This window comes from Brevibacillus sp. TJ4, assembly GCF_044627595.2.
GTDB lineage: Bacteria > Bacillota > Bacilli > Brevibacillales > Brevibacillaceae > Brevibacillus.
This window is the reverse complement of record NZ_CP185865.1, coordinates 2,654,937-2,681,246: the sequence shown is the minus strand read 5'-3', so window position 1 is coordinate 2,681,246 and position 26,310 is coordinate 2,654,937. Positions and strand designations below refer to the sequence as shown.

Sequence of the window (26,310 nt, the reverse complement as noted above, 5' to 3'; positions counted from 1 at the left end):
TGTCGGACTGTTCGCGCGATTGATATGCTCCCCTTTAAGTAGACAGGTTTAGGAAACAAACCTACAACTTGGAGGGGAGTATTTCTTTTGGCTAAGAAGAATGCGTATAGTGGTGCGGAGAAATTGGCGATTTTGGGGGAGTTGGAAGCAGGAGGGGGCACTCTGGTGGAAGTCGCCCGCAAGTACAATCTCCATAAGAATACCTTGCGAGCTTGGCGGCATCAGTATGAATTGAACGGAATGGAAGGGGTTAGAAATCCGAGTCAAGAATAACCGGTATTCCCCCGAATTAAAGCTGCAAGCGGTTCAAGATTATTTGTCGGGGCAGTTTTCACAATACGAACTTATCGATACATACAAAATTGCAAGCCGAACTCAGCTCAGAAGTTGGATTGCCAAGTATACTAGTCATAGCAGCTTAAATCGGTTAACAAAGGAGCATCAGCTATGACCAGAGGGAGATAGGGCTGCATTTTTCGTTACTGCCCTTTTTCAAAACAATTGAATAAGGGTTAATCGATTTGCAAGCTCCATAGTGGACTTTTGCAGTGCTCTCTCAGTTGGTCAACTTTTTTATGAGTGATGTGCCAATAGGTGGTCAATTATTAGATTAGCATTCACACCCAAAATTTTTGGGAATACGCCATCCAGATTCTGAATGTCCGCATCGGTTATCTTAATAAGGTGAAAACCATATTTTTTATAGATGATCTAGTTTTTCTTTTTTCGATACTTTGGAAAATTGTTATAAAGATTTTGTAAAATACGGATATTTAGGTTGATATTAACCATATATTGTATTAATCTACTATTATAATACAAAGGAGGTAGTGCTTTGAAAAAATTAAGAAAATCAACAATTACCACAATTTTGTATACAGCTCTTGCGATTACATTGTCAATTCAAGGAACTTTAACAACTGCTGCACAAGAATACGAGCCAGAGGCACTCGAGTATATTAAGTCAAAAGAGGCCATCCAAGAAAGTGAAAGGTTTAGAGCGGAGATGGGCTTATCCTCAAGTTCGAGAACTTTAGAATCTTTATCTAATAACCCCAATAATTTTTCTGAGAAGTATGGCGCGTTTCTCACAGAAGAAGAAGAGAGTGAGTTAGATGAAAGAATAGCAGAACAGAAGAGTCGAATTCCTAAGATTAAGGATTTCATTGAAGAGAATCTTAAAGAAGAGTTTGCTAGCATTTATATTGATCAAAAAGCAGGCGGAGTAGTAAATATCGGATTTAAAAATGATACCGAAGAACAGGTTGAAAGATATGTAAAAGACTTGAAAAAGATGTATTCTAAGGATTTGATTAATATCTACTATACAGATTACACGGAAGAACAACTCAATGAGATCGCAGAGTCCATTTCGGAAAGCAGAAAGGATTTGGAAAAGGAAGGAATTGATATTTCATCTGTGAGTGTTAATATTCCTGCTCAAAAGATTAATATTGGTGTACTAAGAAAGCCTTCGGCTGCTAGAGCACTTCTTTTAGACCGAGGAAATGATAAGATCTCAACTTTGCAGGATATTGACAGTAGTATTATCAATGTCTTTAAAGAGGATTTACATGAGGCTCAAGCAAGTCCGAATGATTATTATAGACCAATTCAGGCAGGATTACGAATTGAAAATATCGAGACTGGTGGTAGATGTACGTCCGCATTTTCAGCGCAAATCGACTTAGATTTTTACGTTATTACTGCTGGTCATTGTGTAGAGGATTTACGTGATCGATTTAGGCAAGGTGGGTCCAGATTTGGAAGAGTAGCGGATTTTCAGAACGGGCCAAGAGTAGATGCTGCTATTATAGAGCTCGATGATGGATCTGATGACGCCTCCTATTATGTATTTGGTAATAGTAAATCAAAATTGTTTTCCATTGAAGATGTCCAGAGAACAAGAGATGAAACAATTGGTGATGCAGTTTGTATTTCAGGATACAGAACTGGTACTGTAAAATGTGGTATTTTAAAATCAACAAATTGGAATGGCTATGTACAAGCTCCAAATGGAGATTCCGTTTATCTAAGGGGCATGAGGCAAGCAACTTATTCGAGTTTATCAGGAGATAGCGGGGCTCCAATTTTTTTGGGGGGTACTGCAATTGGGGTGCATAGTACAAACGGTGGTATATACACTCATATTAGTAGAATTGTAGACTATTTTGACATCGATGACATTTTCAGAGGAAACTAAATTTATAATAATGGACATGTTTGAGGGAGGTAGTTCTCCCTCAAACGAGGAGGCTTAATGAACAATGTTGGTACTTTGCTAGCGATTGCTATTGCAACATTCATGCTAACAGGATGTTCAAATGATCATACTACAGTCGAACGTAAAGGACTTACAGGATTTGTTGTCGAGGCCGATTACCAAAAAAACAGACTTCTTGTAATTGAAAGCGATGAGACAAAACAAGGGGAAGATTATGAGGCTGAATGGTACACATTAAATAAGGATGCTGTAATCCTTGATAGCAAAAGTAATCCAGCTTTATTTACAGATGTTGAAGTCGGATCTAAAGTTGAAACTTGGGCTACTTTACCTTCCGTACAATCATATCCATCGTCTACAGACCTCAGTAGATTAGTCATTGCAGATGACTTGAAACATCCCAATACCTCTATGCTGCAAAAAACAGCGATTCAAGCTGTAGTAACGTATGTAAAAAACTTACATTCACCTGGAACGATCATCATACAGAGTGTGAGCACGAACGAAACAGAGTGGATCATTCAGGTATATGACGACAACCAAGAAAAAGGCTACAGGTTGGCAGTGCATGCAGAGACAGCAGAGGTTAGAGAGATTTCGTAGTGTCTTAGCCTACTTCAAGGAAAGGTGAAGGCTGTGTCGCGTACCAGTCTCGTTCAGAAACCGTCCGAAAATACAAACAAGGAAGAACTCGCCTGCCGGAATGGGAGAAAAGGGCGATTGATCTTGTACTGCAGCAGGCGGAATTGCTGGCCCAAACAAAGACAGAAGAATTCAAATCCTAACTGACATCAGGGGTAGCTACAGTTTCTTTTCCGAAAGAATAGAAAAGACTTTGTTTCTGCTAGTGTTTTCAAAGGGAGTCCTCCTGCAACGGAACGAATATGAGGAAAGGTAATGGGATTAAAGAGAACTCGATATGATATGCTCCCCTTTTAAGTAGACAGGTTTAAAAAACAAACCTACAACTTGGAGGGGAGTATTTCTTTTGGCTAAGAAGAATGCGTATAGTGGTGCAGAGAAATTGGCGATTTTGGGGGAGTTGGAAGCAGGAGGGGGCACTCTGGTGGAAGTCGCCTGCAAGTACAATCTCCATAAGAATACCTTGCGAGCTTGGCGACATCAGTATGAATTGAACGGAATGGAAGGGGTTAGAAATCCGAGTCAAGAATAACCGGTATTCCCCCGAATTAAAGCTGCAAGCGGTTCAAGATTATTTGTCGGGGCAGTTTTCACAATACGAACTTATCGATACATACAAAATTGCAAGCCGAACTCAGCTCAGAAGTTGGATTGCCAAGTATACTAGTCATAGCAGCTTAAATCGGTTAACAAAGGAGCATCAGCTATGACCAGAGGGAGATAGGGCTGCATTTTTCGTTACTGCCCTTTTTCAAAACAATTGAATAAGGGTTAATCGATTTGCAAGCTCCATAGTGGACTTTTGCAGTGCTCTCTCAGTTGGTCAACTTTTTTATGAGTGATGTGACAATAGGTGGTCAATTATTAGATTAGCATTCACAGACATCGATACCTACATCCACTTTTACAATAACGAGCGATTACAGGCAAAGTTAAACGGCCTCAGTCCCACGGAATTCAGGACTAAGGCCGCCTAAAAATTTTACTTATTTGTACTGTCTACTTGACGGGGGCAGTTCAGATGAGCGGACAGTCTTTTTTTAGGCCGCTTGAAGCTGTGGCACATCGTTTTCTGCCGAGATCGGGCATCCTAACCGATAGTTCAACCTGAAACAAGAGGGGGAGATGCCATGCGGGTCGGGTGCCATGTCAGCATTCGCCACGGGTATTGGGAGGCGGCTCGTACGGCAGATGCCATCGGCGCTGGCTGCTTTCAATTTTTCGGCAAAAATCCGCGCTCGCTGCGCATCAAGCAGTTCGACGTGCGGGACGCGGAAAACTGCCGCGCCTACTGCCAGGAAAAAGGCATTCAGTCGATCATCCACACATCCTATCCGGTCAACCTGTGCACAGAAGAGCCCGAGCTGCGCCAGCTAACCATGGATACGCTGCTCAACGACCTGGAAATTGCCGAGGCTTGCGGGTCGCTTGGCGTCGTTGTTCACTTTGGGCAGTACAAGGGTGACGATGTACTGAGCGGCTACCAGCTTATGATCGAACTGCTCAACCGGATTTTGCGGTGCTGGAACGGACGGGCAAAGCTGTTGATCGAGAACAACGCGGGACAGGGAAGTCGGATGGGCACAACGCTAGAGGAGCTGACACAGGTGCGCTCGCTTCTGGACGAACCGCACAAGACTGGCTTTTGCCTGGATACATGCCATGCGTTTGCCAGTGGCATGTGGCGTGGCGACGATTGGGAGCAGGTGGCGGAGAAGATGCGCCGGCACGACTATTTTTCCAGCCTGGTTGCCGTCCACCTCAACGACTCTTTGTACCCGAGCGGCTCGTTTCGGGATCGGCATGCCTCGATTGGAGAAGGCGAAATCGGGTCGGCCGCATTCGCGACTTTTTTGCGCACACCGGAGCTGCAGGATGTGCCGCTGGTGCTGGAGACGCCAGGGAAGCGAACGGGAGGGCACCCGGAAGAGATCGCGTATGTCCATTCGCTTGCCAATGAGTGGCAGGGGTGATACAGTGTGATCATTGTGTAAGAAGGAGTGGAATGAAGTGAAGAAAAGAATCAAGGTCACGATCAACGATTTTACAACGCTCAAGGAAAATCTGAACGACCCGCAGGAACTGTCGCTCTACGAAGGAGCAAACGGCCATACATACGACGCGGAGATCGAGCATGACGGCTACGCCGTGGTCGATCTGACGGATGACACATACATTGAGCTCGCTCCGGGCGAGTACCAGGTGATGATCGAGGAATGGACGACAGCCGGACAGATCGGGGAGCTGACCTTGCAGACGAAGTCAGACCCCGCCGATGATACGGCGCTGCTGTATCGGCTGGTCGACAGTGCAGGGAGCGAGACGCAAGCCCCTGTTTCTTTGCCCAAGCAAGTCGTCGAGCTCGTCGCCAAGACGTGGTTTGGCAAAAAGGCAAATCCGCCAAAAGGCGAATAAGTGAAGCATGCAAAAAACCGCTGGCTCTTTCCTTGACGAAAGAACAGCGGTTTTTTCTGTTAAATGCGGGGGATTACATTTCTTCCGGAGCAGCCAGGCCGAGCAGGCGCAGGCCTTCTTTTAGCACGACGACCACAGCGGCGACGAGGGCGAGGCGGCTTGCCTTGATGTTTTCCTCTTCGGCCAGGATGCGGACATTGGCGTAAAACTTGTTGAATACCTGGGCCAGATCGATCACGTACTTGCCGATCTGCGACGGGTCGAAGTTGTCCGCAGCCCGCTGGATCACTTCCGGGAAGTTGTTCAAAAGCGTAATGACAGCCCATGCTTCCTTGCTCTCGAGGGCACCTTCCGCGAGCGAGACAGCAGCGCCTGGCTGGTAGTTTCCTTTACGCAAAAGCGAGCAGGCGCGCGCATGGCTGTACTGTACGTACGGTCCAGTCTCTCCCTCGAAGGTAAGCATCTCTTCCCAGGAGAAATTGACATCGTTGAGACGGAAGTTTTTCAGGTCGTGGAAAATGACCGCGCCGACCCCGACCTGGCGTGCCACTTCTTCCTTGTTGGCCAGCGACGGATTTTTCTCTTCGATCACTTTCTGTACATCGGCGATTGCCTGGGCCAGCACTTCTTCCAGCAGGACGACCTTTCCTTTGCGGGTGGACATTTTCTTGCCGTCTTTGAGCATCATCCCGAACGGAACGTGGTGCATGTTGCGCGCCCAGTCATAGCCCATCTTCTCCAGTACCTTGAACAACTGCTGGAAGTGCAGGCGCTGCTCGTTGCCGACGACGTAGACCGCCTTGGCGAAGTCGTACGTCTCGTGGCGGTACAGCGCGGCAGCCAGGTCGCGGGTAGCGTACAAAGTCGCGCCATCCGACTTTTTGATCAGGCTCGGCGGCATGTCATACTCGTCCAAATTGACGACCAGGGCGCCGTCCGATTCGCTCAGCAGTCCTTTTTCTTCCAGCAGCGTGACGACGCGATCCATCTTGTCGTTGTAAAACGCTTCGCCGTTGGTCGAATCGAAGCTGACGTTCATCAGCTCGTAAATTTTCATAAACTCTTTCAGCGACTCATCCCGGAACCACTTCCACAAATGCTGGGCTTCCTCGTCGCCGTCCTCGAGCTTTTTGAACCACTCCCGTCCCTGGTCTTCCAGTGCAGGATCGTTTTCCGCTTCTTCGTGAAAACGGATGTAGAGGCTAAGCAGCTCCTTGATTGGCTCGGCTTTTACTTTCGCTTCATCGCCCCACAGACGGTAGGCGACGATCAGTTTCCCGAACTGGGTGCCCCAGTCGCCCAGGTGGTTGATCCGCACCGGCTTGTAGCCTTGCTTTTCCATGATGTTGGCGATGGCGTTGCCGATGACGGTAGAGCGCAGATGGCCCATCGAGAACGGCTTGGCGATGTTCGGGGAGGAGAGGTCGATCGGGACATTGCGTCCTTCGCCAACAGCCGAACTGCCGTATGTGCCGCCCTGCTCGAGAATGGTGCCGATCACCTGTGCCGCGACGCTCTGCTGGTCGAGGAAGAGGTTGACGTACGGACCGACAGCCTTCACCTCGCGCAAAGGCGTTCCGCTAATTTGTCCAGCCAGCTCGGCGGCGATCATCGGCGGTGCTTTGCGCAATGCCTTGGCTAGTTGGAAGCAGGGGAAAGCGATGTCTCCCATCTCCGGGTTGGGGGGCGTCTCCAGCATGCCGTAGACGGTTTCGCTGTCGAAGTTGTCCACACCCATTTGGCTGAGAGCGCCAGCGATTTTTTCCGCTGCTTGTTGTTTGTAACCCATGATCCTGACTCCTTTCGATTCCTTGCAAAAAATAAAAACCCCTGCGTCTCCTGGTAAAAGAGACGAGAGGTTGTACTCCCGCGGTGCCACTCTTGTTGCTTTTGTCCCGCCGCCGCTACGGCGCGAGAACAAAAACCGCTTCACTCTGCGATAACGGGCAGTCCCGGCGCGATCCCTACACGATCCTCTTTAGGGGGATGTTCAGGCGGCATCTCCGAGGGGCGTTTCCTCTCATGGTCTGCACCGGGCTTCCACCATCCCCGACTCGCTATCGCTTCTCACATGGAGTACTTTCCTCTTCTGTGATGTTTCACGTATGTCTTGTATATTATAGCCAAGAGTTCGGCCGACGTGCAACTTATTCTTGGGGTTTTCGCAGGATCTCATCCAGCCGGGCAAAGTATTCCCGAGTCAGTCGCTCTTTTTCTTCCTCGCTCAAATGTTCCGCGTCCATCCATTTTTCCTTGAACGCTTCCAGTTGCGCGAGCATCGCCAGCTCTGCCTGTGCGTCTTCCTCCAGATCGTGGTTCTCTGTAGGGTCGAACGGGATCAGGCGGTTGTCGTTCCCGCTGCGCAGGTACGGGGAGCGCCAGTTGTCCGGAAAGCGGTAGGGCTGTTCGCCAAAGATCAGGGTGAGCACATCATCGTTATCGATAGGCAAAAAGTGCTCGTACTCGTCGCGGCGTCCTCCCTCGGACAGATTGATGTGGGTCAGGAAGTAGCGCAGGTAATGTTCGTTTGTTTCGCGATCCTTGACGATGCTGTACGTCTCAAATTCGGTTTGTTCCAGCTCCTTGACTGTCTCCAGTGCCGCCAGAAACTTGTCCTTATCGCGGGGAAGTAATGGTTCCACAGCGCTTCGCTCCTTTATCGTGCAATCCGAAAAGCTGTTCCCATGATAACAAAACATGGCGGGTGCTGACAATCGACAGGAGCGAATCGGGACATGATGCACACTGAAAAGAAAAAAGAGCCTGACTGGCCCTTTTTCCACACGCTCTTGGCGCGAACTAGCAGTTGTCACAGCCGCATCCGACGATTACCAGCAGGATAAACAGAACGAGCACCAGGGCGAAGGCATCACCGAAAAAGCCGTTACCACAGTAGGAAGTACTCATGTTTGTTTCTCCCTCCTTTCCGTTATGCTCTAGTCTATACACGAATGCGGAGATCGGTATGGGCGGATGACCAGGAGCGGGAAAAATGGGCGCAAATGTCCGGCTTGCGATGAAAAAGACAAATTCTTGATTGACGAAAAAGATAGGCGAGTGGTAAGATACATTCAATTACTGACAGAAATTTGAATACGAGTATCCACTCTTATCCAGAGAGGCAGAGGGACTGGCCCGATGAAGCCTCGGCAACCGGTATTACACGGTGCCAATTCCAGCAAAGCCCTGTGCTTTGAAAGATAAGAGGACGATTCAGGCGTACATTACGTTACCGCAGAAAAATCCTCTCCTTTCACAGGGAGAGGATTTCTTTTTTATACCTGCAGAAAGTGAAAAGGAGCAATTTCGGATGAAACCTACCTTTACTGAACAGCTTTCCCGTAAAATTCTGATTCTCGATGGCGCAATGGGGACGATGCTGCAACAAGCAGAGTTGACCGCCGACGACTTTGGCGGCGAGGAGTACGATGGCTGCAACGAGCTCCTGAACCTGACCAGGCCCGACGTGATCCGCTCGATCCACGAAAAGTACCTGGAAGCGGGAGCCGACATCGTCGAGACGAATACATTTGGCGCTACATCGGTAGTGCTGGCCGAGTACGACGTAGCGGACAAGGACCTGGAGATCAATATCGCGGCAGCAAAACTGGCGAAGGAAGCGTGCGAGAAATACTCTACGCCGGATTGGCCGCGCTATGTCGCCGGATCGATGGGACCGACGACCAAAACACTCTCGCTGACGGGCGGGGTCACCTTTGACGAACTGGTCGAGTCCTACTACCGGCAAACTAAAGGGCTGATGCTGGGCGGCGTCGACGTGCTTTTGCTGGAGACAGCGCAGGACACGCTCAATGTCAAGGCAGCGGGAATTGGCATCCGCCAGGCGTTTGCCGAGCTTGGCAGCGAACTGCCTGTGATGCTGTCCGGGACGATTGAACCGATGGGAACGACTCTGGCCGGCCAAAACATCGAGGCCTTCTACTTCTCGTTGGAGCATTTGAAGCCTGTAACCGTAGGGCTGAACTGTGCGACAGGGCCGGAGTTTATGCGCGATCACCTGCGCACGTTGTCCAGCCTGGCACAGTGCGGGGTAAGCTGCTATCCCAATGCGGGCCTGCCGGACGAAAACGGTCACTACCACGAAACGCCGCAGGGACTGGCAGCGAAAATGCGCGCTTTTGCCGAGCAGGGCTGGCTCAATGTCGCGGGCGGCTGCTGCGGGACGACGCCGGACCACATCCGTGCCTTGGCGGAGGCTCTGAAGGATTGCAAGCCGCGTGCTGGAGAGAGCAAAGCGTTCAGCGCTGTCTCCGGTATCGAAGTGGTCTACGCCGAAGAGGACAATCGTCCGCTGCTCGTAGGAGAGCGGACCAATGTGATCGGCTCGAAGAAATTCCGCGATCTGATCGCCGCCGGGCAGTACGAGGAAGCATCCGACATCGCCCGGGCGCAGGTCAAGCGCGGTGCCCAGATCATCGATATTTGCCTGGCCGACCCTGACCGCGACGAATACGCAGATATGGAAAAATTCCTGCAATTCGTCAGCAAAAAAGTAAAGGCTCCGCTGATGATCGACTCGACAGACGCACGCGTAATGGAGCTTGGGCTGCGCTATTCGCAGGGCAAGGCGATCCTCAACTCGATCAACCTGGAGGATGGGCTGGAGCGGTTCGCCGAGGTCGTCCCGCTGATCCATCGCTACGGAGCGGCAGTCGTCGTCGGCACGATCGCAGAGGAAGGCATGGCCATCACCCGTGAAAAGAAGCTGGAAGTGGCAAAGCGCTCGTACGATCTATTGGTCAACGAGTACGGAGTGAAGCCGCAGGATATTATTTTTGACCCGCTGGTCTTTCCGGTGGGAACCGGTGACGAGCAGTACATCGGTTCGGCCAAGGAGACGGTGGAAGGGATTCGCTTGATCAAAGAAGCAATGCCAGCCTGCAAGACGATCCTCGGAGTGAGCAATGTTTCCTTTGGTCTGCCGCCAGCCGGACGGGAAGTGCTCAATGCGGTCTTCCTCTACCATACGACACTGGCAGGACTCGACTACGCGATCGTCAACACGGAAAAGCTGGAGCGCTACGCCTCCATTCCCGAAGAGGAGCGGAAGCTGGCAGAAGCGCTGCTGTTTGAGACGAATGACGAGACATTGGCAGCGTTTACTGAATTTTACCGCCAGAAAAAGAAAGAAGTGAGGGTGGAAGCATCCTCGCTGACACTCGAGGAAAGACTGGCCCGCTACGTCGTGGAAGGCTCCAAGGACGGGCTGGTCGACGACCTGAAGCTGGCGTTGGAGAAATATACACCGCTGGAGATTATCAACGGTCCGCTGATGCACGGCATGGAGGAAGTCGGACGGCTGTTCAACGGCAACCAGTTGATCGTCGCCGAGGTATTGCAAAGTGCGGAAGTAATGAAGGCGTCCGTTTCTTTCCTGGAGCCTTTTATGGAAAAGGCGGATTCCTCGTCGAAAGGGAAGATTTTGCTCGCCACGGTCAAAGGGGATGTGCATGACATCGGGAAAAACCTGGTGGAAATCATTCTCGCCAACAACGGCTACGAAGTCGTCAATCTGGGAATCAAAGTGCCGCCGGAGCAGCTTATCGCCGCGTGCCGGGAAGAAAAGCCGGATGCCATCGGCTTGTCGGGATTGCTGGTGAAATCGGCGCAGCAGATGGTGATCACGGCCCAGGACTTGCGCGACGCTGGCATTGATGTGCCGATGATGGTGGGGGGAGCGGCGCTGACGCGCAAGTTCACCTCCAACCGGATCGCTCCCGAGTACCGCGGGATCGTGCTGTACGCAAAGGACGCGATGGATGGACTGGAGCTGGTAAACCGGCTGCAAAATCCGCAGGAGCGAGAGAGGTTGATCGCAGAACAGCAACAGCAGGCAGAGGTCACTGAACAGCCAAAGCCGTCTGTGCCAGCAAGCAACGTGATCGTGCCGAAACGCTCGGCGATCAGTCAGACAGTACCGGTCCATGTGCCACCCGATTGCGAGCGGCACGTGCTGCGCCAGTACCCGATCAGCCACCTGCATCCGTACATCAACCTGCGCATGCTGCTGGGCAAGCATCTGGGCGTACGCGGCAACGTGGAAAAACTGATCGAGTCCGGCGACGAGAAAGTAGTCCAGCTCTACGATTTGGTCGAGGAGCTGCTGGCGGAGGCAAAACAGCAAGGCACGATCACTGCACACGGGATCTATCAGTTTTTCCCTGCACAATCAGATGGCAACGACATTATCGTCTACGATCCAAACGATCACGGCCGGGTGCTGGAGCGCTTTTCCTTCCCGCGGCAGCCGGAAGATCCGTACTTGTGCCTGTCCGATTTCTTGCGTCCAGTGGAGAGCGCGCAAATGGATTACGTCGGTTTCCTTGCTGTTACCGCAGGAGGCGGAATCCGCGAGCGTTCCAATGAGTTGAAGGAGCGCGGCGATTACTTGCGCTCCCATGTGCTGCAAGCGCTGGCGCTGGAGCTGGCGGAAGCCTTTGCCGAGCGGGTGCACCACATCATGCGCGATACCTGGGGCATACCGGACCCGGCGGAAATGACCATGCTGGAGCGTTTCGGTGCCCGCTACCAGGGGATTCGCGTCTCCTTCGGCTATCCGGCATGCCCCAACCTGGAGGACCAGGAGAAGCTGTTCCGCCTGCTGGCGCCAGAAAATATCGGGATTCAGTTGACAGAAGGATTTATGATGGAGCCGGAAGCGTCCGTATCTGCCATGGTATTTGCCCATCCGGAGGCGAGGTACTTCAACGCAGGGCCTTCTGTGTTTGAGGTATAGAGCAAAAGGGAGAGAGAAGGGAGAGAAACGAGAAAATGACGGCAGGCAGAGAGGATTTGCGCACGTATTTACAGGACCATCTCCTGGTGGGGGACGGTGCCATGGCGACACAGCTATACAGACTCGGGGTGCCGGTGGGCGTCAGCTTTGAGGAGCTGTGCCTGTCCAATCCCGGTCTGGTGCAGGAGGTGCACGCCTCGTACTTCGAGGCGGGTGCCCGGCTTTTGGAGACCAATACGTATTCGGCGAATCGCGAAGCCTTGTCCCGCCACGGACTGGAGCACAAGGTGACGCGTATCAACCGGCAGGCCGTTTCACTGGCGCGCGAGGCAGCAAGAGGAGAGGCGTATGTCGTCGGCAGCATCGGTTCGATTTTGGCGGGCAGGGTACGCAAGAAAAATCTCGACGAGTACCGCGACCAGTACGAGGAGCAGGCAATCGCCTTGCTGCATGCTGGCGTAGACGGTCTGATCCTGGAAACCTTCCTCGACGTCGAAGAGCTGCTGCTCGCCCTGGAGGTCATCCGTCCGCTGACGAAGCTGCCTTTGATCGCTCAGCTCGCCACGCTGGAAGTCGGACGGACGCGTGACGGATATTCCTTGACAGAAGCCTTTTCGCAGCTTCGAGCGGCAGGAGCAGACATCACTGGACTCAACTGCCGGCTCGGCCCGGCGGAAATTTTGCGCTCTTTTGAACAAGTGCACGTTCCCGAAGAAATGCTCTTGTCAGCCTTTCCCAACGCCGGTCGGCTGGGAATGACCGATGGCGAGTACGCCTACAAATCGACGCCCGCTTATTTTGCCACGAGCGCACTGCGTTTGCGCGAACAAGGGGTGCGGCTGTTGGGCGGCTGTTGCGGAACGACGCCTGAGCACGTAAAAGAGATGGCAGACGCGCTCAAGGACCTGGAACCGCTCCAGCGTGTCAATCCGTCTGTCGTTCCTGGAGAGCGTCCTTCCCTCACTGTTACGACTCTGCGTGAACCGGACCGTCTCAATATAGTAGAACGGGTCAAACAGGGGACGACGATTATCGTGGAGTACGATCCGCCGCGCGACCTGGACGCGGAGAGCTTTCTTGACGGATGCTGCGAGCTGCACCAGGCGGGTGCCGATGCGATCACGCTGGCGGACAACTCGCTGGCGACAGTGCGGATGAGCAACATGGCGTTGGGAGCGCTGATGAAAAGCAGGCATGGGATCGATCCGCTGCTGCATCTGGCGTGCCGGGACCGCAACCTGATCGGTCAGCAATCGCATTTGATGGGGCTGCACGCTTTGGGCATCGACCAGATTCTCGTTATTACCGGAGACCCGTCGCGCTTTGGCGATTTGCCGGGGGCAAGCTCGGTTTTTGACGTCACGTCGTTTGATTTGATTCGCATGATCAAGCAGCTTAACGAAGGCATTTCCTTCTCCGGGCGTCCGTTGAAGCAAAAGGCGCAATTCGTCGTGGGCGCAGCCTTTAACCCGAACGTGCGGCAGCTCGACAAAGCGATTGCCCGGCTGGAAAAGAAGGTGGAGGCAGGAGCCGACTTTATTATGACCCAGCCCGTATACGACGCCGAGTCGATCGCTACGATCTACGAATCCACCAAACATATCGGAATACCTGTGTTTATTGGCATCATGCCGCTGACCAGCCAGCGCAATGCGGAGTTTTTGCACAATGAGGTGCCGGGAATCAAGCTGTCCCAGGAAGCGCTGGAGCGAATGAAGCGGGTGCAAGGGGAAGAAGCGCGACAGGAAGGCATCGCCATTGCCAAGGAACTGCTCGATACGGCAGTCCGTTACTTCAACGGAATTTATCTGATTACGCCGTTTTCCTATCATCAGATGTCCGTGGAGCTGATCCAGTACGTGCGAAAACAGAGTGAACAGCTAAAGGTAGCTGTCCAGCAATAGCATAGAGCAGGCAATGATGGCATCCGTTCGCTGCCGCCTTTTCACAGGCGGGTCAGGCAAGCGGATGCCATCCTTTTTCTTGCAGAAAGCGGCTGAGCCCGCCGAAGAGGGCAAGCCGTTCTTCACGGGAAAACGAGGCGTTGGCTCCACTCGTGGACGGAATCACGAAGACGTAGCTGCCCGCCCAGTCGGCATCGGCAAAGAAGCGTTGCGGCTGCAAGCCAACTTCAACCTGCTGCTTTTTTTGCCCGGTGGCGTAACGAAAGGCGGTAATGCCGTTAAAGCAGATGACGCGAGGCCGATACGTGCGCACCATCTGGACGAACTGCTGCGCGCCCGTGGTGAAATCGTCTTCGCGCAAATCACTGGAGGAGCGCGTCGGGCGGGCGACCAGATCGGTAATCCCGTAGTTGTAATCGAGCAGTTTGGCGGTCTCTTCGGGTGCCAGTTGTCGCGGCGTCAGTCCTCCCGCGTGCAGGCCGCGCCAGAACAGGTTGGCAGGGTTGGCGTAGTGAAAGCCGGCAGTAGCGGAGACGCGACCGGGATTGATGCCACAAAACAGTACGGTCAGGTCGCGGCGGATATAGGTCGGAAGCCAGCGGTCGGTGAAATCGGTCATCGAGCCTTCTCCTTTCTATCGAGAGTAGGTATCGTAGCTTTTCTTCGAGCAGCTTGATTCTATCAAACCGACCTTGCGGAGAAAAGGGCAAAGAAGGCTACCCCATAACGGCAAAGACGTACGGGATAGCCTTCCTTCTATAGAATCACTTATGTTAGAGCTTGTAAATCTCGCTGTACTTTTTCTCCAGATAGTCCACCAGGTACGTGCCATTCGCACCTTCGCCGGTGATTGCCTCCACCAGTTCGCGCGGGCTTCTCAGCTTGCCGTACTGATGAATGTTGTCGCTCAGCCATTGGCGGATCGGGGCAAACTGGCCGGTCGTGACCAGTTCGTCGTAGTTGGCGATCTGCTGGCGCATGACATGGGAGAATTGCGCCGCATATACATTGCCCAGCGAGTAGGTCGGGAAGTATCCGAACATCCCGCCTGCCCAGTGAACGTCCTGCAAGACGCCTAGCGTATCGGTTGGCGGGACGACCCCGAGGTATTCCTTCATTTTTTCGTTCCAGATCGCAGGCAGATCGGCGACTTCCATCGTGCCGTTGATCAGACCTTTTTCGATTTCATAGCGAATCATCACGTGCAGGTTGTACGTCACCTCGTCCGATTCGGTACGGATAAAGGAAGGAGTGACCTCGTTGATCGCGCGGTAGAAGTCTTCCACGCTCACGCCGGCGAATTGTGACGGGAACGCTTTTTGCAGATCGGCGTACAGACCGTTCCAGAACGGCAGGCTGCGACCGACCATGTTTTCCCAGAAGCGGGATTGGGACTCGTGAATTCCCATCGAAGTGCCATCGCAAAGCGGGGTAAAGAGCAGCGACGAACTGATGTTTTGCTCGTAAATCGCATGTCCCGCCTCGTGGATGCAGCTAAACAGCGCGGAGTTGAAATCATGCTCGTCGTAGCGAGTCGTGATCCGGACATCGCCCGGGTTGAACGACGTGCAGAACGGGTGGACGCTGCGATCCATCCGGCCAGCCTGAAAGTCGTAGCCGATCTTCTCCAGCACATAGCGGCTGAACGCTTCCTGCTCCGCGATCGGGAAGTGCTTTTTCAGGAAAGACGTATCCGGCTTGTTCGGCGAGTGGGTGATTTTCTCCACCAGTTTGACGGTTTTGTCGCGCAGGGTGGCGAACATCGGATCGAGCTGATCTACGGTCATGCCTGGTTCGTACATGTCCAGGAGCGTGTTGTACTTGTTCTTCCCGTCCGTTCCCCAGTAGTCGATAAACTGGAGCTGGAAGCGGACGATTTTTTCCAGGTAGGGCTGGAACATGGCAAAGTCATTCTTTTCCCGCGCTTCTTCCCAGATCGTCTCCGCCTGCGAAGTGAGCACGACGTATTCCTGATAGGTAGCCGGAGGAATCAGCTTGTTGCGATCGAATTCTTTCTTGCACTCCAACACGCTTTTGCGGGTGATCTCATCGAGCGAATCCAGTGCAGCAGGCTCGCTGAGCGTCAAAAGCAATTCCTCCATTTCTTTGGAGGTGGACAGCTTGAACTGTTCCGTGGACAAGGTGCCGATCACTTCCGAACGAGCGTCCATCCCTTTGCGAGGTGCCTGGGTGCGCAAATCCCAGTACAGGACAGCAAGCGCGTGGTTGTAGCTGGAAATTTTTTTGACCAGCTCGCGAAACGCTGCTGTCGTGCTTTCCAAATTGGCCGACATGTGAGTCCCTCCTATTATCGTTGTGAATATGTATGATGCGTATTTAATCAAAAATTTTTTACTAATTAACATTATAATGCTTCACGCAAAAATTACTAGGTGGATGCAAAGGCTATTTGTCGGTATAATCGGAGAGGAAATACTGTGGCTACAGACGAAATCGACAGGAGTAATGCAAATGAGTCAAACAAACCCTCAATGGGAGCATGAAATAGCAAGACGGCGTACATTCGCCATTATTTCCCACCCGGACGCCGGGAAGACGACGATGACGGAAAAGCTGCTCTACTACGGGGGCGCGATTCGCGAAGCAGGGATGGTAAAGGGACGGAAAAATTCCAAGCACGCTACCTCCGACTGGATGGAGATCGAGAAAAAGCGCGGAATCTCCGTTACTTCCAGTGCGATGGATTTTGAATACAAAGGGCACCACATCAACATTCTGGATACGCCGGGTCACCAGGACTTCAGTGAGGACACGTACCGGACGCTGACGGCGGCTGACGCGGCAGTGATGATCATTGACGTGGCCAAAGGGGTCGAGGCGCAGACGATCAAGCTGTTCAAGGTCTGTCGGATGCGCGGTATTCCGATTTTCACCTTTGTCAACAAGCTCGACCGGCACGGCAAGGACCCGTTTGAACTGCTGGAGGAGATCGAACGGGTGCTGGGTATTCGCTCGTACCCGATGAACTGGCCGATTGGCATGGGCAGCTACTTCAGCGGGGTATACGACCGGATGAAATCCCGTGTGGAGCTGTACCAGAGTGATTCGCAACACGAGGAAATCTCTTTCTTTCCCGTGGAAGGCGCAGAGGACCCGCTGATCGGGGAGCGCGTCGGGCAGGAGCTGTGGCAGCAGCTTCAGGACGAGGTTTCGCTGCTCGATGTCGCTGGCGACGAGTTCGACATGGAGCAGATCAGCAAAGGGGAGCTGACGCCGGTCTTCTTCGGCAGTGCGATCAACAACTTCGGCGTGCAGACGTTCCTGGAAAACTTCCTGCAGATGGCGCCGCCGCCGACCGCGAAAAAGAGCAACGAAGGGCTGATCGATCCGTACACCAACTCGTTCTCCGGCTTTATTTTCAAAATCCAGGCCAACATGAATCCGGCGCACCGCGACCGCATCGCCTTTTTGCGCATCTGCTCGGGCAAGTTTGAACGCGGCATGTCGGTGAAGCACGTGCGTCTGGGCAAGGAGATCAAGCTGGCCCAGCCGGTGCAGTTCATGGCCCAGGACCGGGAGATCGTCGACGAGTCGTACGCCGGTGACGTGATCGGTCTGTTTGACCCGGGCATTTTCCAGATCGGGGATACGCTGTGTGTGGGCAAATCGTTCGAGTATGAAGAAATGCCGCACTTCTCGCCGGAGTTTTTCTCCAAGGTAATGGTCAAGGATGCGATGAAGCACAAGCAGTTCCAAAAAGGGATCATGCAGTTAACCGAGGAAGGGACGGTGCAGCTATTCCGCACCTATCCGATGGAGGAGCTGATCCTCGGCGTGGTCGGGGTGCTGCAGTTCGAAGTGCTGGAGTATCGCCTGAAAGCGGAGTATGGGGTGGACATTACCCTCACCCGGATGCCGTATCAGATCGCGCGCTGGCTGGAGGGCGACAAGGCGGCGCTCGATGCGCTGAAAAGCAAAACCGTTACCGATCGCTACGGCCGCCCGGTCATGCTGTTCGAGAGCGAGTACCAGCTTCGCGTGGCGACCGAGAAGTACAGCAACATCAAATTTCACGAAAGCTCGCTTGGTCTCAAAGCGACTTGATACGATGTATACGATAAACAGGAGAAGGGCTTGCGCAGTCTGCGCGGCTCTTTTTCGTTTTTCCCATCCTACTTCGACAGCTTGCCACATATAGATAGGACAAAGAGCGGTAAAATCCGGGAGAGGAGGGGAATGCCGTGCGGGTTCTCCTGTTTGTCGTGTTGTTTGTCGTTTCGTTTGACATGCACGCCCAGACCCCGCTATTGGCCCCGTATCTCAATATGCTGGGTGTTTCGGCGGTGCTGATCGGCTTCGTCCTGGGGGCGTATGCAATCAGCAATCTGACGGGCAATCTGATCGCTGGCCCTTTTCTCGACCGCTTTCCGAAAAAGTGGTTTATCGCGGGCGGACTGATCCTGGCTGGCTTTATGCTGATCGGGCAGGGCGTGGTGAAAAGCACGGAAGGCTTCTTTGCCTTTCGCCTGATGCTCGGCTTTTTGATGGCGTTCGTTTCGCCGGCTTGTTCGGCGATGCTGGGAGAGACGGGCAAAACAGCAGTGGAGCAGGGAGAGCTGATGGGGAAAAAGGGGCTTGTGCTCACCTCGGCGGGGATCGTCTCTCCTGCGGTCGGCAGCTTTCTGGCAGTTCAGTTCGGCTATGCGCAGTCCTTTGTCATTTTGGGGTATTTGATGATTGCGGTAGGGGTGTTCGCCTGGCTTGTGCTGCCCAAGCGCGTCGAGGCACCGGCTTCGTTTCAGCCGACTGTGGAGCTGACCGGGCGCAGAGGAGTGTCGGCGGTATTGGAAAACAAGCTGCTCTACCCGGCGTTTCTCGGCGGTTTTGCCGTCCTCTACGCACAGGGGACGATCATATACGAGATCCCCTTGATGGTGCAAAAACAGGGGATGTCGCCAGCGGTCACCGGGATTTTGTTCAGCCTGAAAGGACTGGGTACGCTCGCCGTGCTAAGCCAGTTCTGGCTGTACCGGGTATCGGTGGAGCAGCGCACCTTTTCCGCTCTCGCCGTCCTGAGCCTGCTTCTGTACACATTGGCGATCGGGGTGGCGGTGCCGATTCACGTGATGATGTTTTTGATGGGGGCTTGTCTGGGCGTCCTGTTCCCCGCCCTGGCGACGATCCTGACACTGCATGCGCCGCGTGAGCTGTACGGCAGCGTCTTCAGTGTCTATTCGGCGGTACTGTCGCTGGGAGCGGTGATCAGCCCGATTATCGCCGGACTGGTGGGCAACTGGAATCACTCCTACTTTATCGCCTTTTTCGTCACAGCCGGCGTCTGCCTGGTCGGAGGCATCCACCGCGTCATCATCAGCGGGGTGCCGAGATAGAGGGGGGTACGGCCTCGCCAAAGACAAAACGGGAAGCCGAGTGGGATGGCACTCGGCTTTTTCGATGCGGCACTATGCTTTGACGACAGCGACCCACAGTTCGTTTTTGTTTTCTTCCGGAGGCAAGTAGCGTTCGATAGCAGGCAGATAGGCGAGCGCGTAGCCGGATGCGGGCACCCATTCCGTATACAGCCGTTTCCACAGCTCCGCGATGCCTTCTGGACCGCCAGCCGCCTCGAATACGGCCCAGGTCGCTGCCGGAAAGTCTCGTTTGCTCAACCCGTCCGGCGGCAAATGCCCGGATACGACAGACATGATGTAGGTAAACTCTTCGTTTTTGCCGTGGTCGCCGTCGGCGCAGACGCCGAGGATTCCTCGCAGCGGATGATCGCTACTCCATATCTGCCAAAACTGTTCAAACAACCCTTCTCCTGCGGCAGCCGCCCACATGCCGGGAACCGTGGCGAAGGCATTTGCGGTATGTACGCGTTTATTCGCTCCGATGACCGAAAAGGCTGGCAGCGTTTCGAGCCTGTAGTTCATCTCCGCCACGCCGTTCATGCTGAACTGGAAGGAAAATGGCGGATACGCCTTCAGCATGGTCCCGGCCTTGCGGGCCGAAGAGGGAGCCGTGCCGTGCATCTGCTGAAATGAGCGGGTGAACGCCTCGGGCGATTCGTAACCGTACTTGAGAGCGAGATCGATCACTTTGATATCGCTGTTTTGCAGCTCCACAGCCGCCAGGGTAAGCCTGCGGCGTCTGACGTATTCCGATAGCGTGACATCTGTGAGAAACGGAAACATGCGCTGCAGGTGGTACACCGAGCAGCATGCGATCTTTGCCACCTCTGCATAGTCAATGTCTTCCATGAGGTGCGATTCGATATAGGCCATAGCCTGATTCATCCGGTTTGCCCATTCCATTTGCCATCCTCCCTTTGGGTCACCATGATACCGAAATGGCAGCGTGAAAACCTTGCATGTTCTGCACAAAAAAAGCAAGGCCTATCGGGCTGCCAGCAAAAAGAGGACTGCAACGCGACAGCCCCGTCCATCGGCGCCAATGGGGTTGCAGTCCACACGTGTCAGCGTTTCTCTTTTATTCGTCTCCTGTCGCGATCGGGTTTTCCGGATACGAAATCCAGTCGCTCCAGCTTCCGGGGTACAGCTTCGCATCCGTCCGTCCGGCAGCGTGCATCGCCAGCAGGTTGGTGCAGGCAGTCACCCCGGAGCCGCAGTAGACGATGATCTCCTTGTCGGCAAACGGGGCGATGCGTTCCTGTAACTTATCCACGCTTTGCATCGTCAGGTCAGGGGAGAGGTTGTCCTTGTAAAAGAAGTGACGGGCTCCGGGAATGTGTCCCGCTTTTGCATCGATCGTCTCCTGTTCGCCGCGGTAGCGTTCGCCGGCGCGGGAATCGAGCAGGACCGTATTGCTTGCGCGCTCCTTCACGGTTTGCACATCGACGAGCATGTCTGCTTGTACATTTGGCACAAAGCTGGCGGGAGTGGCGACAGGCAGCTCTTTGGTTACTTCGTAGCCCGCGCGTTTCCAGGCTGCGTATCCGCCGTCGAGCACGGCTGTTTTTTCGTGTCCGAGATAGCGCAGCAGCCACCAGAGCCGACCGGCCATCGACATCTCCTGGTCGTCATAGGCGATCACGATCGTATCGTTCCCTACGCCTACGCGGGAGAGCAGTTCTGCCAAATCTTCCACGCGCGGCAGCGGGTGCCGACCGCCGTGTTCTGCTTTCGGTCCAGACAAATCACGGTTGAGATGAAAGTAAAACGCTCCGGGAATGTGGTCCTCCTGATAGGCCTGTTCTCCAGCTTGCGGGTCGTTTAAGGAAAAGCGGCAATCGGCGATGATGATGTTCTCATCGCGCAGATGATCATGCAGCCATTGGGCGGTGACGAGTGCTTGCATCGGAATCTCCCTACTTTCCTTTTTTTCTCAATGATAGCAGATCAAATCTCGTTCAGGTACACTATTCTGGTAGAGTGCAAAAAGGAGTGAACTTACGTGAGACGCATCATGCGCTATTTTTTGGAAGGTCTGCTGTTTGTCATCCCGCTGGCAGTCACGATCTATATCGTCTACACCATTTTTGTCACCGTAGACAGTTGGCTGAACTTGCCTGTACCCGGGTTGGGCTTTCTTTTGACGCTTGCAGGCATATTCCTCGTCGGTTTTTTGGCTTCCAACGTGCTTACGCGCGGCGTGATCACGCTCATCTCTGCGATTTTTGAAAAGCTGCCGTTCGTCAAGCTGATCTACACGGCGATCAAGGATTTGATCAGTGCGTTCGTCGGAGAGAAAAAGAGTTTTGACAAACCGGTCCTGGTCACCTTGTCCAAGGAAGGCTACCCGAAAGCGATCGGCTTTATTACCAGTGAAGACATGACGTCGTTTGGTCTCGTCGACCACGTAGCCGTCTACTTGCCGCAATCGTACAACTTCGCAGGCAATCTGCTGATCTTTCCTGTCGAGATGGTCCAGCCGATCGATATGGAAAGCTCGGATGCGATGGCTTTCCTCGTATCAGGAGGGGTTTCCGCACACAGCAAGAGAAAAGAGGGTACACCATGAAAGCGAGAAAACGGCCAGGGAGAGTCATTACATATGTGATCCTGCTAGTTGCAGCGTTTGTTTATTTGAACAATACGTCGCTCCTGTCGACGCCGCCCGAAAACGGTCCGCTGCTGCTCGCCCACCGGGGGGTGGCGCAGACCTTTTCGATGGAAGGAATTACGAACGAGACGTGTACGGCGGAGCAGATGTTCCCGCCAGAGCATCCGTACCTGGAAAATACCATTCCCAGCATGGAAGCGGCGTTTCAGGCAGGCGCTGACATCGTCGAGCTGGATGTCCATCTGACAAAGGACGACCAGTTCGCAGTGTTTCACGACTGGACGCTGGACTGTCGAACAGACGGAAGCGGCGTGACGCGGGAGCACACGATGGATGAGCTGAAACAGCTCGATATTGGCTACGGCTACACGGCAGACGGCGGGCAGACCTTCCCGTTTCGCGGAAAAGGCGTGGGAATGATGCCGACGCTCGATGAAGTGCTGGATCAATTTCCCGAGCAATCCCTGCTCATCCATGTGAAAAGCAACGACCCGCTGGAAGGCGAAAAGCTGGCTGAACGGTTCGCATCCCTGCCGGAAAACAGGCTCTCCCGCATCGCCGTATACGGAGGGGACGAGCCGATTGCCGCCTTGAAACAGGCAATCCCGCAGATGCGCGTCATGTCGATGGAGACGATGAAAAGCTGCCTCATTCCTTACATCGCCGTCGGCTGGACAGGCCATGTACCGGATGCCTGCGCCAACACCCAGCTCCACATCCCGGAAAAAATCGCTCCGTGGCTGTGGGGATACCCGAGCGTCTTCCTGAACCGCATGGAGGATGCGGGAACGCGCGTAGTGCTGGTAGCGGGCGGAGGCAAGTTTTCCGAAGGGTTCGACCAGGTGGAGGACTTGCAGCGGCTGCCCGATGCGTATACAGGCGTGATCTGGACAAATCGGATCGACCGGATCGGCCCGCTTTTTCAACAGGGGAATGAAACATAAATAAAGTGTTTGACTGCCGAAAAAACAACAAGCTGTCCCGTCACCTTCGCAATGGAGAGGTAGCGGGACAGCTTTTTTGGCAGGTGCGCCCTGCTTGAACAGGCACGGCGGCTTCAGCATGTTCATTCAGCGTGCCATCATCCGTTTTTGCTTCGGCTTGTACTTGTTTCCCACCCGATAAATGAGCGGCGTTCCGATGATAGTCGGCAACAGCCAGAACAAAAGCGGCGGCAGCTCATTCAATACAGGAATTTTCGGTACATTGACGACAATTGTTGCCGTGACGATCCCGATGTAGGAGCCAAGCATCCCGCCGATGTGTGAACGAAGCCAGTTTGTCCAGCGGATTTTCGAGGATACATAGCCGAGTAATGCCAGGGCGTAAGAAAATACCCCGATATAAAAGAGGTACGCACTTTCTTCCCAGTGGATGATGGACATGGAAACAGCGGTGATAAACACGAAAACATAAGACCCATGATAGATTTCACCGGACAGGGTGTGCCGTCCTCTCTTTTTACTCGCAGACATGGCGATGACACCGCTGATCAGGCAAACAATACCGGTGACGATGTGGGTGATTAGCAATATAGAAAACAAAATGAGCGTACCTCCAAATCAGTGCAGGCAAAATAGTAGTGATTGCTTTACTGTAAACAAAATGCTTCTGTCTCGCAACAAAACTTTGCGCGATGAAAAAGGGCTTGCCGCAATGGTCAGCCCTTTTCGTTCAGAATGTAGCGAATCGTCCGTTTGGTAATGTTCAGCTTCTGGCTCAGCAGTTGCCGATTGCCGCTCGTTTCAGCCAGGCCTTTTTCGATAATGGCGCGGCTGACATCCGTCTCCAATTGCTTGATCCGCCTCGTTACGTATTCAAAATCAACCTGGTCCATCGACATGACCATTTGCGTAATCGTGTGCACCAGTCGGGAACACTCCGCATCGAGCACTTGCTCGATTTTCGAAAGAGGGGGAGAGGGAGTCTCGCCGCTGCTGTCCGCTTTTTCACGCAGGCTGCCGGGCAGATGCTCCACGCGCAGCACGCGACATTCGTGCAATGCCCACGTCTGATTGACGACGTTGATCAACTGCCGGACATTTCCCGGCCAATCGTATCGCTGCATCACCCGCACAGCTTCCTCGTCAATGTCCGAGCAGCCTCGTTTCTCCAGGTGGTGCCGGGCGATCAGCGGGATGTCGTCGATGCGCTCGCGCAAGGGCGGAATCGACAGCTTGATTCCTTCGAGGCGATAGAGCAGGTCGCGGCGAAAGCGGTTCATCTGCGCCTCTTGCTCCAGGTCGCGGTTGGTGGCGGAGAGGAAGCGGATGTTGCTCTTGGCTACATGCTCGCCGCCGACCCGCATGAATTCCCCGGTCTCCAGAGAGCGCAGCAGCTTCACCTGGATCGAGGCAGGCGCTTCGCCGATCTCGTCGAGGAACAAGGTACCGTTGTGAGCCAGCTCGAACAGCCCTTTGCGCGCCTTGACCGCCCCGGTAAACGCCCCCTTTTCATAGCCGAACAGCTCGCTTTCCAACAGTGACTCCGGCACTGCCCCACAGTTGATGGCAATAAACGGCTGCTTGGCCCGCATGCTCGCTCCGTGCAAAAAACGCGCGAGAAGCTCCTTGCCTGTTCCCGTCTCTCCCTCGATCAGCACGTGAATACCTTTGGGCGCCAGTTTTTTGGCGATGGCGACGACTTTTGCCATCGGGCTGTGCGGTGCGTAGAGGATGCCGAACGCCGCCGCTTCACGGGCGAGCTCGTCTTCCTGCTGCACAGACGCCTCCAAAAGCGAGTCGATCGTCCGCTCCAGACTGTCCAGATCATCAAACGGCTTTTCCAGGTAATCCTTGGCCCCTCGCTGGATCGCGGTGACAGCCGATTGGATCGTGCTGTAGCCGGTCATAATCAGAACCTCGCAGCGCGGAAACACGGCTTTGATCCGTTCGAGCAAATCCAGCCCGTTGGCATCGGGCAGCTTTAAGTCGAGCAGGGCGGCATGGTAGGCGCGATCCGGAGAGGCAAGCAGCCGCTCGACCTCCTTTCCGGTGTTGGCGACGGTAATCTCGCAGTTTTTCCGCTTGAGAAAATAGCTGAAAAAGGAAGTCACCTCTTTTTCGTCATCGACGATCAGAATGTGTTTCTTCTCCATCACAAGCCTCCTCGTCCGCTAAAAGTGGCAGCAGCAGCGTGAACTCGCTGTACTGCCCGGGCTCGCTTGAGACGAGCAGCTTCCCCCCGTGCGCGAGCGCAATGCCGAGACTGACAGACAGCCCCAGCCCTGTGCCTTTGCTTCGTTCCTTGGTCGTAAAAAAGGGCTGAAAGAGATGCGGCAGATGCTCGGGTGCGATGCCGACGCCGTTGTCGCGGACAGTGAGAGCTGCGTAGGATTTGCCCTCTTCTTCCTGGCGAAACAGGCGAATGGCGATCCGCGGATTTTCCCGTCCGGCCAGTGCGTCACGGGCGTTGAGCAGCAGGTTGAGGATGATTTGCTCGATCTGATGCCTGCTGCCGTAAAAGGGGAGGGGGTAAGGCGCTTTTTCGCACTCCACGGACAGGCCGGAGACCGCGAGCTGATAGCCGATCAGCCCGAGCGCATCGTCCAATGCCTCGGTCAGCTCCACCTTCTCAAATTGATACTCTTCCTGGCGGGAGAAGGTCAGCAGGTTTTGGATGATTTTTTTGCAGCGCACCCCGCATTGGTACATATCCCGCAGCAGAGGGGTCATGTCTGTCGGGTTTGCCTCTTGTTCGCGCAGCAGGAGCTGGGCGTTGCCGAGGATGGCAGTCAGCGGGTTGTTCAGCTCATGGGCAATGCCCGCCGCGATCTCCCCGATAGCAGCCATTTTTGCCGACTGTACGAGCTGTGCCTCGATTTTGACCTTTTCACTGAGATCCTGAAACAGCAGGATGTTTTCTACCGAGACGGCGACGTGACCGGCGACGAGGTGAAACAAATCAAGTTCCTCGTTGGCTAGTCTGACTGTCTCGCGGTTGAACAAGGTAAGGCAGCCGAACGTCTGATGGGACAGGTTGCGCAGGGGGACCGAGGTGGCGAAATAATCCGGCAAAATCTGTGCAAAGGCGGCATCGATCTGTTTGTCCACACTGGACATGTCGGCGGGTGCCGTCTGGTTCAGCGTCTGGCATTCCCAGTCACCTCCCGTCCCGCGTGAAAGGTAGGTGGAGAGGGTACCGCCCCGCCAAAGCGTCAGCGCAAAATGCTCGAACGGCAGGATTTGCTTCAACTGCGCGGCGATGTAGACGCTCGTCTGATGCCAGCTTGCGTTGATCTGGATTTGCGTCAGCCGGTTGAGGACGGCGAGCTGGCTGTTCTTCTTTTTCATTTCCTCGACGAGATAAGTCAGCTCGGTGTAGTAGCTTTTTCGCGAGGATTTGATCCCGGTCAGCTTTTCCAGGATTTCCTGTTTGTTTACCAT

General features: G+C 53.8%; 23 protein-coding genes and 1 riboswitch. Of the genes, 13 read left to right on the top strand and 10 right to left on the bottom strand.

Annotated elements, in window-relative coordinates; genetic code table 11:
* Positions 1–87 precede the first annotated feature (87 nt).
* The 7 genes from ACAF76_RS13185 to ACAF76_RS13155 all read left to right on the top strand — a co-directional run bounded on the left by ACAF76_RS13185 (position 88) and on the right by ACAF76_RS13155 (position 5,281).
* A complete protein-coding gene (locus tag ACAF76_RS13185) occupies positions 88–273 on the top strand; it encodes a transposase (protein ID WP_400164030.1) in 186 nt (61 codons plus the stop codon).
* Between the two features lie 562 nt (positions 274–835).
* On the top strand, positions 836–2,203 hold the full coding sequence (locus ACAF76_RS13180; protein WP_400164029.1) for a S1 family peptidase: 1,368 nt from the start codon (positions 836–838) through the stop codon (positions 2,201–2,203).
* 57 nt (positions 2,204–2,260) lie between these two features.
* The gene (locus ACAF76_RS13175; protein ID WP_400164028.1) at positions 2,261–2,827 is read left to right on the top strand and encodes a DUF3221 domain-containing protein; all 567 of its coding nucleotides are present in this window, start codon (positions 2,261–2,263) and stop codon (positions 2,825–2,827) included.
* Between the two features lie 385 nt (positions 2,828–3,212).
* Entirely contained in the window at positions 3,213–3,398 is a 186-nt protein-coding gene (locus ACAF76_RS13170) for a transposase (RefSeq protein WP_400164027.1), read from the top strand.
* Positions 3,399–3,726: 328 nt separating this feature from the next.
* Positions 3,727–3,843 carry an IS3 family transposase gene (locus ACAF76_RS13165; RefSeq protein WP_400164055.1) on the top strand — a complete coding sequence of 39 codons (117 nt, stop codon included), beginning with the start codon at positions 3,727–3,729 and terminating at the stop codon, positions 3,841–3,843.
* 153 nt (positions 3,844–3,996) lie between these two features.
* Complete coding sequence (locus ACAF76_RS13160; RefSeq protein ID WP_400164026.1) at positions 3,997–4,839, top strand: deoxyribonuclease IV; 843 nt, start codon at positions 3,997–3,999, stop codon at positions 4,837–4,839.
* 37 nt (positions 4,840–4,876) lie between these two features.
* On the top strand, positions 4,877–5,281 hold the full coding sequence (locus ACAF76_RS13155; RefSeq protein WP_400164025.1) for a hypothetical protein: 405 nt from the start codon (positions 4,877–4,879) through the stop codon (positions 5,279–5,281).
* Between the two features lie 73 nt (positions 5,282–5,354).
* Here ACAF76_RS13155 and argS read toward each other — a convergent pair whose 3' ends face one another.
* The 3 genes from argS to ACAF76_RS13140 all read right to left on the bottom strand — a co-directional run bounded on the left by argS (position 5,355) and on the right by ACAF76_RS13140 (position 8,188).
* Positions 5,355–7,070 carry an arginine--tRNA ligase gene (gene argS / locus ACAF76_RS13150; protein WP_400164024.1) on the bottom strand — a complete coding sequence of 572 codons (1,716 nt, stop codon included), beginning with the start codon at positions 7,068–7,070 and terminating at the stop codon, positions 5,355–5,357.
* A 358-nt stretch (positions 7,071–7,428) separates the two neighbouring features.
* Positions 7,429–7,923 (bottom strand): hypothetical protein, encoded by a 495-nt coding sequence (locus ACAF76_RS13145; RefSeq protein WP_400164023.1) that lies wholly within the window; start codon positions 7,921–7,923, stop codon positions 7,429–7,431.
* 157 nt (positions 7,924–8,080) lie between these two features.
* Positions 8,081–8,188, bottom strand: a complete 108-nt coding sequence (locus ACAF76_RS13140) for a YjcZ family sporulation protein (protein WP_400164022.1) — start codon at positions 8,186–8,188, stop codon at positions 8,081–8,083.
* Between the two features lie 199 nt (positions 8,189–8,387).
* Positions 8,388–8,488, top strand: a riboswitch (SAM riboswitch).
* A 103-nt stretch (positions 8,489–8,591) separates the two neighbouring features.
* On the opposite strand from ACAF76_RS13140, the gene metH reads away from it, so the two are divergent.
* Both metH and ACAF76_RS13130 read left to right on the top strand, forming a co-directional pair.
* Entirely contained in the window at positions 8,592–12,038 is a 3,447-nt protein-coding gene (metH, locus tag ACAF76_RS13135; protein WP_400164021.1) for a methionine synthase, read from the top strand.
* Positions 12,039–12,073: 35 nt separating this feature from the next.
* Positions 12,074–13,942, top strand: a complete 1,869-nt coding sequence (locus ACAF76_RS13130) for a bifunctional homocysteine S-methyltransferase/methylenetetrahydrofolate reductase (RefSeq protein ID WP_400164020.1) — start codon at positions 12,074–12,076, stop codon at positions 13,940–13,942.
* 52 nt (positions 13,943–13,994) lie between these two features.
* On the opposite strand, the gene ACAF76_RS13125 is transcribed toward ACAF76_RS13130, so the two are convergent.
* The gene (locus ACAF76_RS13125) at positions 13,995–14,561 is read right to left on the bottom strand and encodes a mismatch-specific DNA-glycosylase (RefSeq protein WP_400164019.1); all 567 of its coding nucleotides are present in this window, start codon (positions 14,559–14,561) and stop codon (positions 13,995–13,997) included.
* A gap of 154 nt (positions 14,562–14,715) precedes the next feature.
* The gene (locus tag ACAF76_RS13120) at positions 14,716–16,236 is read right to left on the bottom strand and encodes a carboxypeptidase M32 (RefSeq protein ID WP_400164018.1); all 1,521 of its coding nucleotides are present in this window, start codon (positions 16,234–16,236) and stop codon (positions 14,716–14,718) included.
* 178 nt (positions 16,237–16,414) lie between these two features.
* Here ACAF76_RS13120 and ACAF76_RS13115 point away from each other — a divergent pair, with 178 nt between their 5' ends.
* The gene (locus tag ACAF76_RS13115) at positions 16,415–18,007 is read left to right on the top strand and encodes a peptide chain release factor 3 (RefSeq protein ID WP_400164017.1); all 1,593 of its coding nucleotides are present in this window, start codon (positions 16,415–16,417) and stop codon (positions 18,005–18,007) included.
* A gap of 137 nt (positions 18,008–18,144) precedes the next feature.
* Positions 18,145–19,293 (top strand): MFS transporter, encoded by a 1,149-nt coding sequence (locus tag ACAF76_RS13110; protein ID WP_400164016.1) that lies wholly within the window; start codon positions 18,145–18,147, stop codon positions 19,291–19,293.
* Positions 19,294–19,365: 72 nt separating this feature from the next.
* On the opposite strand, the gene ACAF76_RS13105 is transcribed toward ACAF76_RS13110, so the two are convergent.
* Both ACAF76_RS13105 and ACAF76_RS13100 read right to left on the bottom strand, forming a co-directional pair.
* Complete coding sequence (locus ACAF76_RS13105) at positions 19,366–20,217, bottom strand: GyrI-like domain-containing protein (protein WP_400164015.1); 852 nt, start codon at positions 20,215–20,217, stop codon at positions 19,366–19,368.
* Between the two features lie 175 nt (positions 20,218–20,392).
* A complete protein-coding gene (locus ACAF76_RS13100) occupies positions 20,393–21,220 on the bottom strand; it encodes a sulfurtransferase (protein WP_400164014.1) in 828 nt (275 codons plus the stop codon).
* Between the two features lie 96 nt (positions 21,221–21,316).
* Here ACAF76_RS13100 and ACAF76_RS13095 point away from each other — a divergent pair, with 96 nt between their 5' ends.
* Positions 21,317–21,883, top strand: coding sequence for a DUF502 domain-containing protein (locus tag ACAF76_RS13095; RefSeq protein WP_400164013.1), 567 nt, complete (start codon positions 21,317–21,319; stop codon positions 21,881–21,883).
* Positions 21,880–22,869 (top strand): glycerophosphodiester phosphodiesterase family protein, encoded by a 990-nt coding sequence (locus ACAF76_RS13090; protein WP_400164012.1) that lies wholly within the window; start codon positions 21,880–21,882, stop codon positions 22,867–22,869. Before ACAF76_RS13095 ends, ACAF76_RS13090 begins: the two co-directional genes overlap by 4 nt.
* Before the next feature lie 126 nt (positions 22,870–22,995).
* Here ACAF76_RS13090 and ACAF76_RS13085 read toward each other — a convergent pair whose 3' ends face one another.
* From ACAF76_RS13085 to ACAF76_RS13075, 3 genes are all read right to left on the bottom strand, one after another.
* A complete protein-coding gene (locus tag ACAF76_RS13085) occupies positions 22,996–23,469 on the bottom strand; it encodes a DUF2306 domain-containing protein (RefSeq protein WP_400164011.1) in 474 nt (157 codons plus the stop codon).
* A gap of 116 nt (positions 23,470–23,585) precedes the next feature.
* Positions 23,586–25,022 carry a sigma-54-dependent transcriptional regulator gene (locus ACAF76_RS13080; protein WP_400164010.1) on the bottom strand — a complete coding sequence of 479 codons (1,437 nt, stop codon included), beginning with the start codon at positions 25,020–25,022 and terminating at the stop codon, positions 23,586–23,588.
* On the bottom strand, positions 24,991–26,310 hold the full coding sequence (locus ACAF76_RS13075; protein WP_400164009.1) for an ATP-binding protein: 1,320 nt from the start codon (positions 26,308–26,310) through the stop codon (positions 24,991–24,993). Before ACAF76_RS13075 ends, ACAF76_RS13080 begins: the two co-directional genes overlap by 32 nt.

Bases quoted from the DNA above. Each gene is read 5' to 3' on its own strand.
- ACAF76_RS13175 (WP_400164028.1), top strand. From the start codon at position 2,261: ATGAACAATGTTGGTACTTTGCTAGCGATTGCTATTGCAACATTCATG.
- ACAF76_RS13160 (WP_400164026.1), top strand. From the start codon at position 3,997: ATGCGGGTCGGGTGCCATGTCAGCATTCGCCACGGGTATTGGGAGGCG.
- argS (WP_400164024.1), bottom strand. From the start codon at position 7,070: ATGGGTTACAAACAACAAGCAGCGGAAAAAATCGCTGGCGCTCTCAGC.
- ACAF76_RS13140 (WP_400164022.1), bottom strand. From the start codon at position 8,188: ATGAGTACTTCCTACTGTGGTAACGGCTTTTTCGGTGATGCCTTCGCC.
- metH (WP_400164021.1), top strand. From the start codon at position 8,592: ATGAAACCTACCTTTACTGAACAGCTTTCCCGTAAAATTCTGATTCTC.
- ACAF76_RS13130 (WP_400164020.1), top strand. From the start codon at position 12,074: ATGACGGCAGGCAGAGAGGATTTGCGCACGTATTTACAGGACCATCTC.
- ACAF76_RS13125 (WP_400164019.1), bottom strand. From the start codon at position 14,561: ATGACCGATTTCACCGACCGCTGGCTTCCGACCTATATCCGCCGCGAC.
- ACAF76_RS13120 (WP_400164018.1), bottom strand. From the start codon at position 16,236: ATGTCGGCCAATTTGGAAAGCACGACAGCAGCGTTTCGCGAGCTGGTC.
- ACAF76_RS13115 (WP_400164017.1), top strand. From the start codon at position 16,415: ATGAGTCAAACAAACCCTCAATGGGAGCATGAAATAGCAAGACGGCGT.
- ACAF76_RS13105 (WP_400164015.1), bottom strand. From the start codon at position 20,217: ATGGAATGGGCAAACCGGATGAATCAGGCTATGGCCTATATCGAATCG.
- ACAF76_RS13100 (WP_400164014.1), bottom strand. From the start codon at position 21,220: ATGCAAGCACTCGTCACCGCCCAATGGCTGCATGATCATCTGCGCGAT.
- ACAF76_RS13090 (WP_400164012.1), top strand. From the start codon at position 21,880: ATGAAAGCGAGAAAACGGCCAGGGAGAGTCATTACATATGTGATCCTG.
- ACAF76_RS13080 (WP_400164010.1), bottom strand. From the start codon at position 25,022: ATGGAGAAGAAACACATTCTGATCGTCGATGACGAAAAAGAGGTGACT.
- ACAF76_RS13075 (WP_400164009.1), bottom strand. From the start codon at position 26,310: ATGGTAAACAAACAGGAAATCCTGGAAAAGCTGACCGGGATCAAATCC.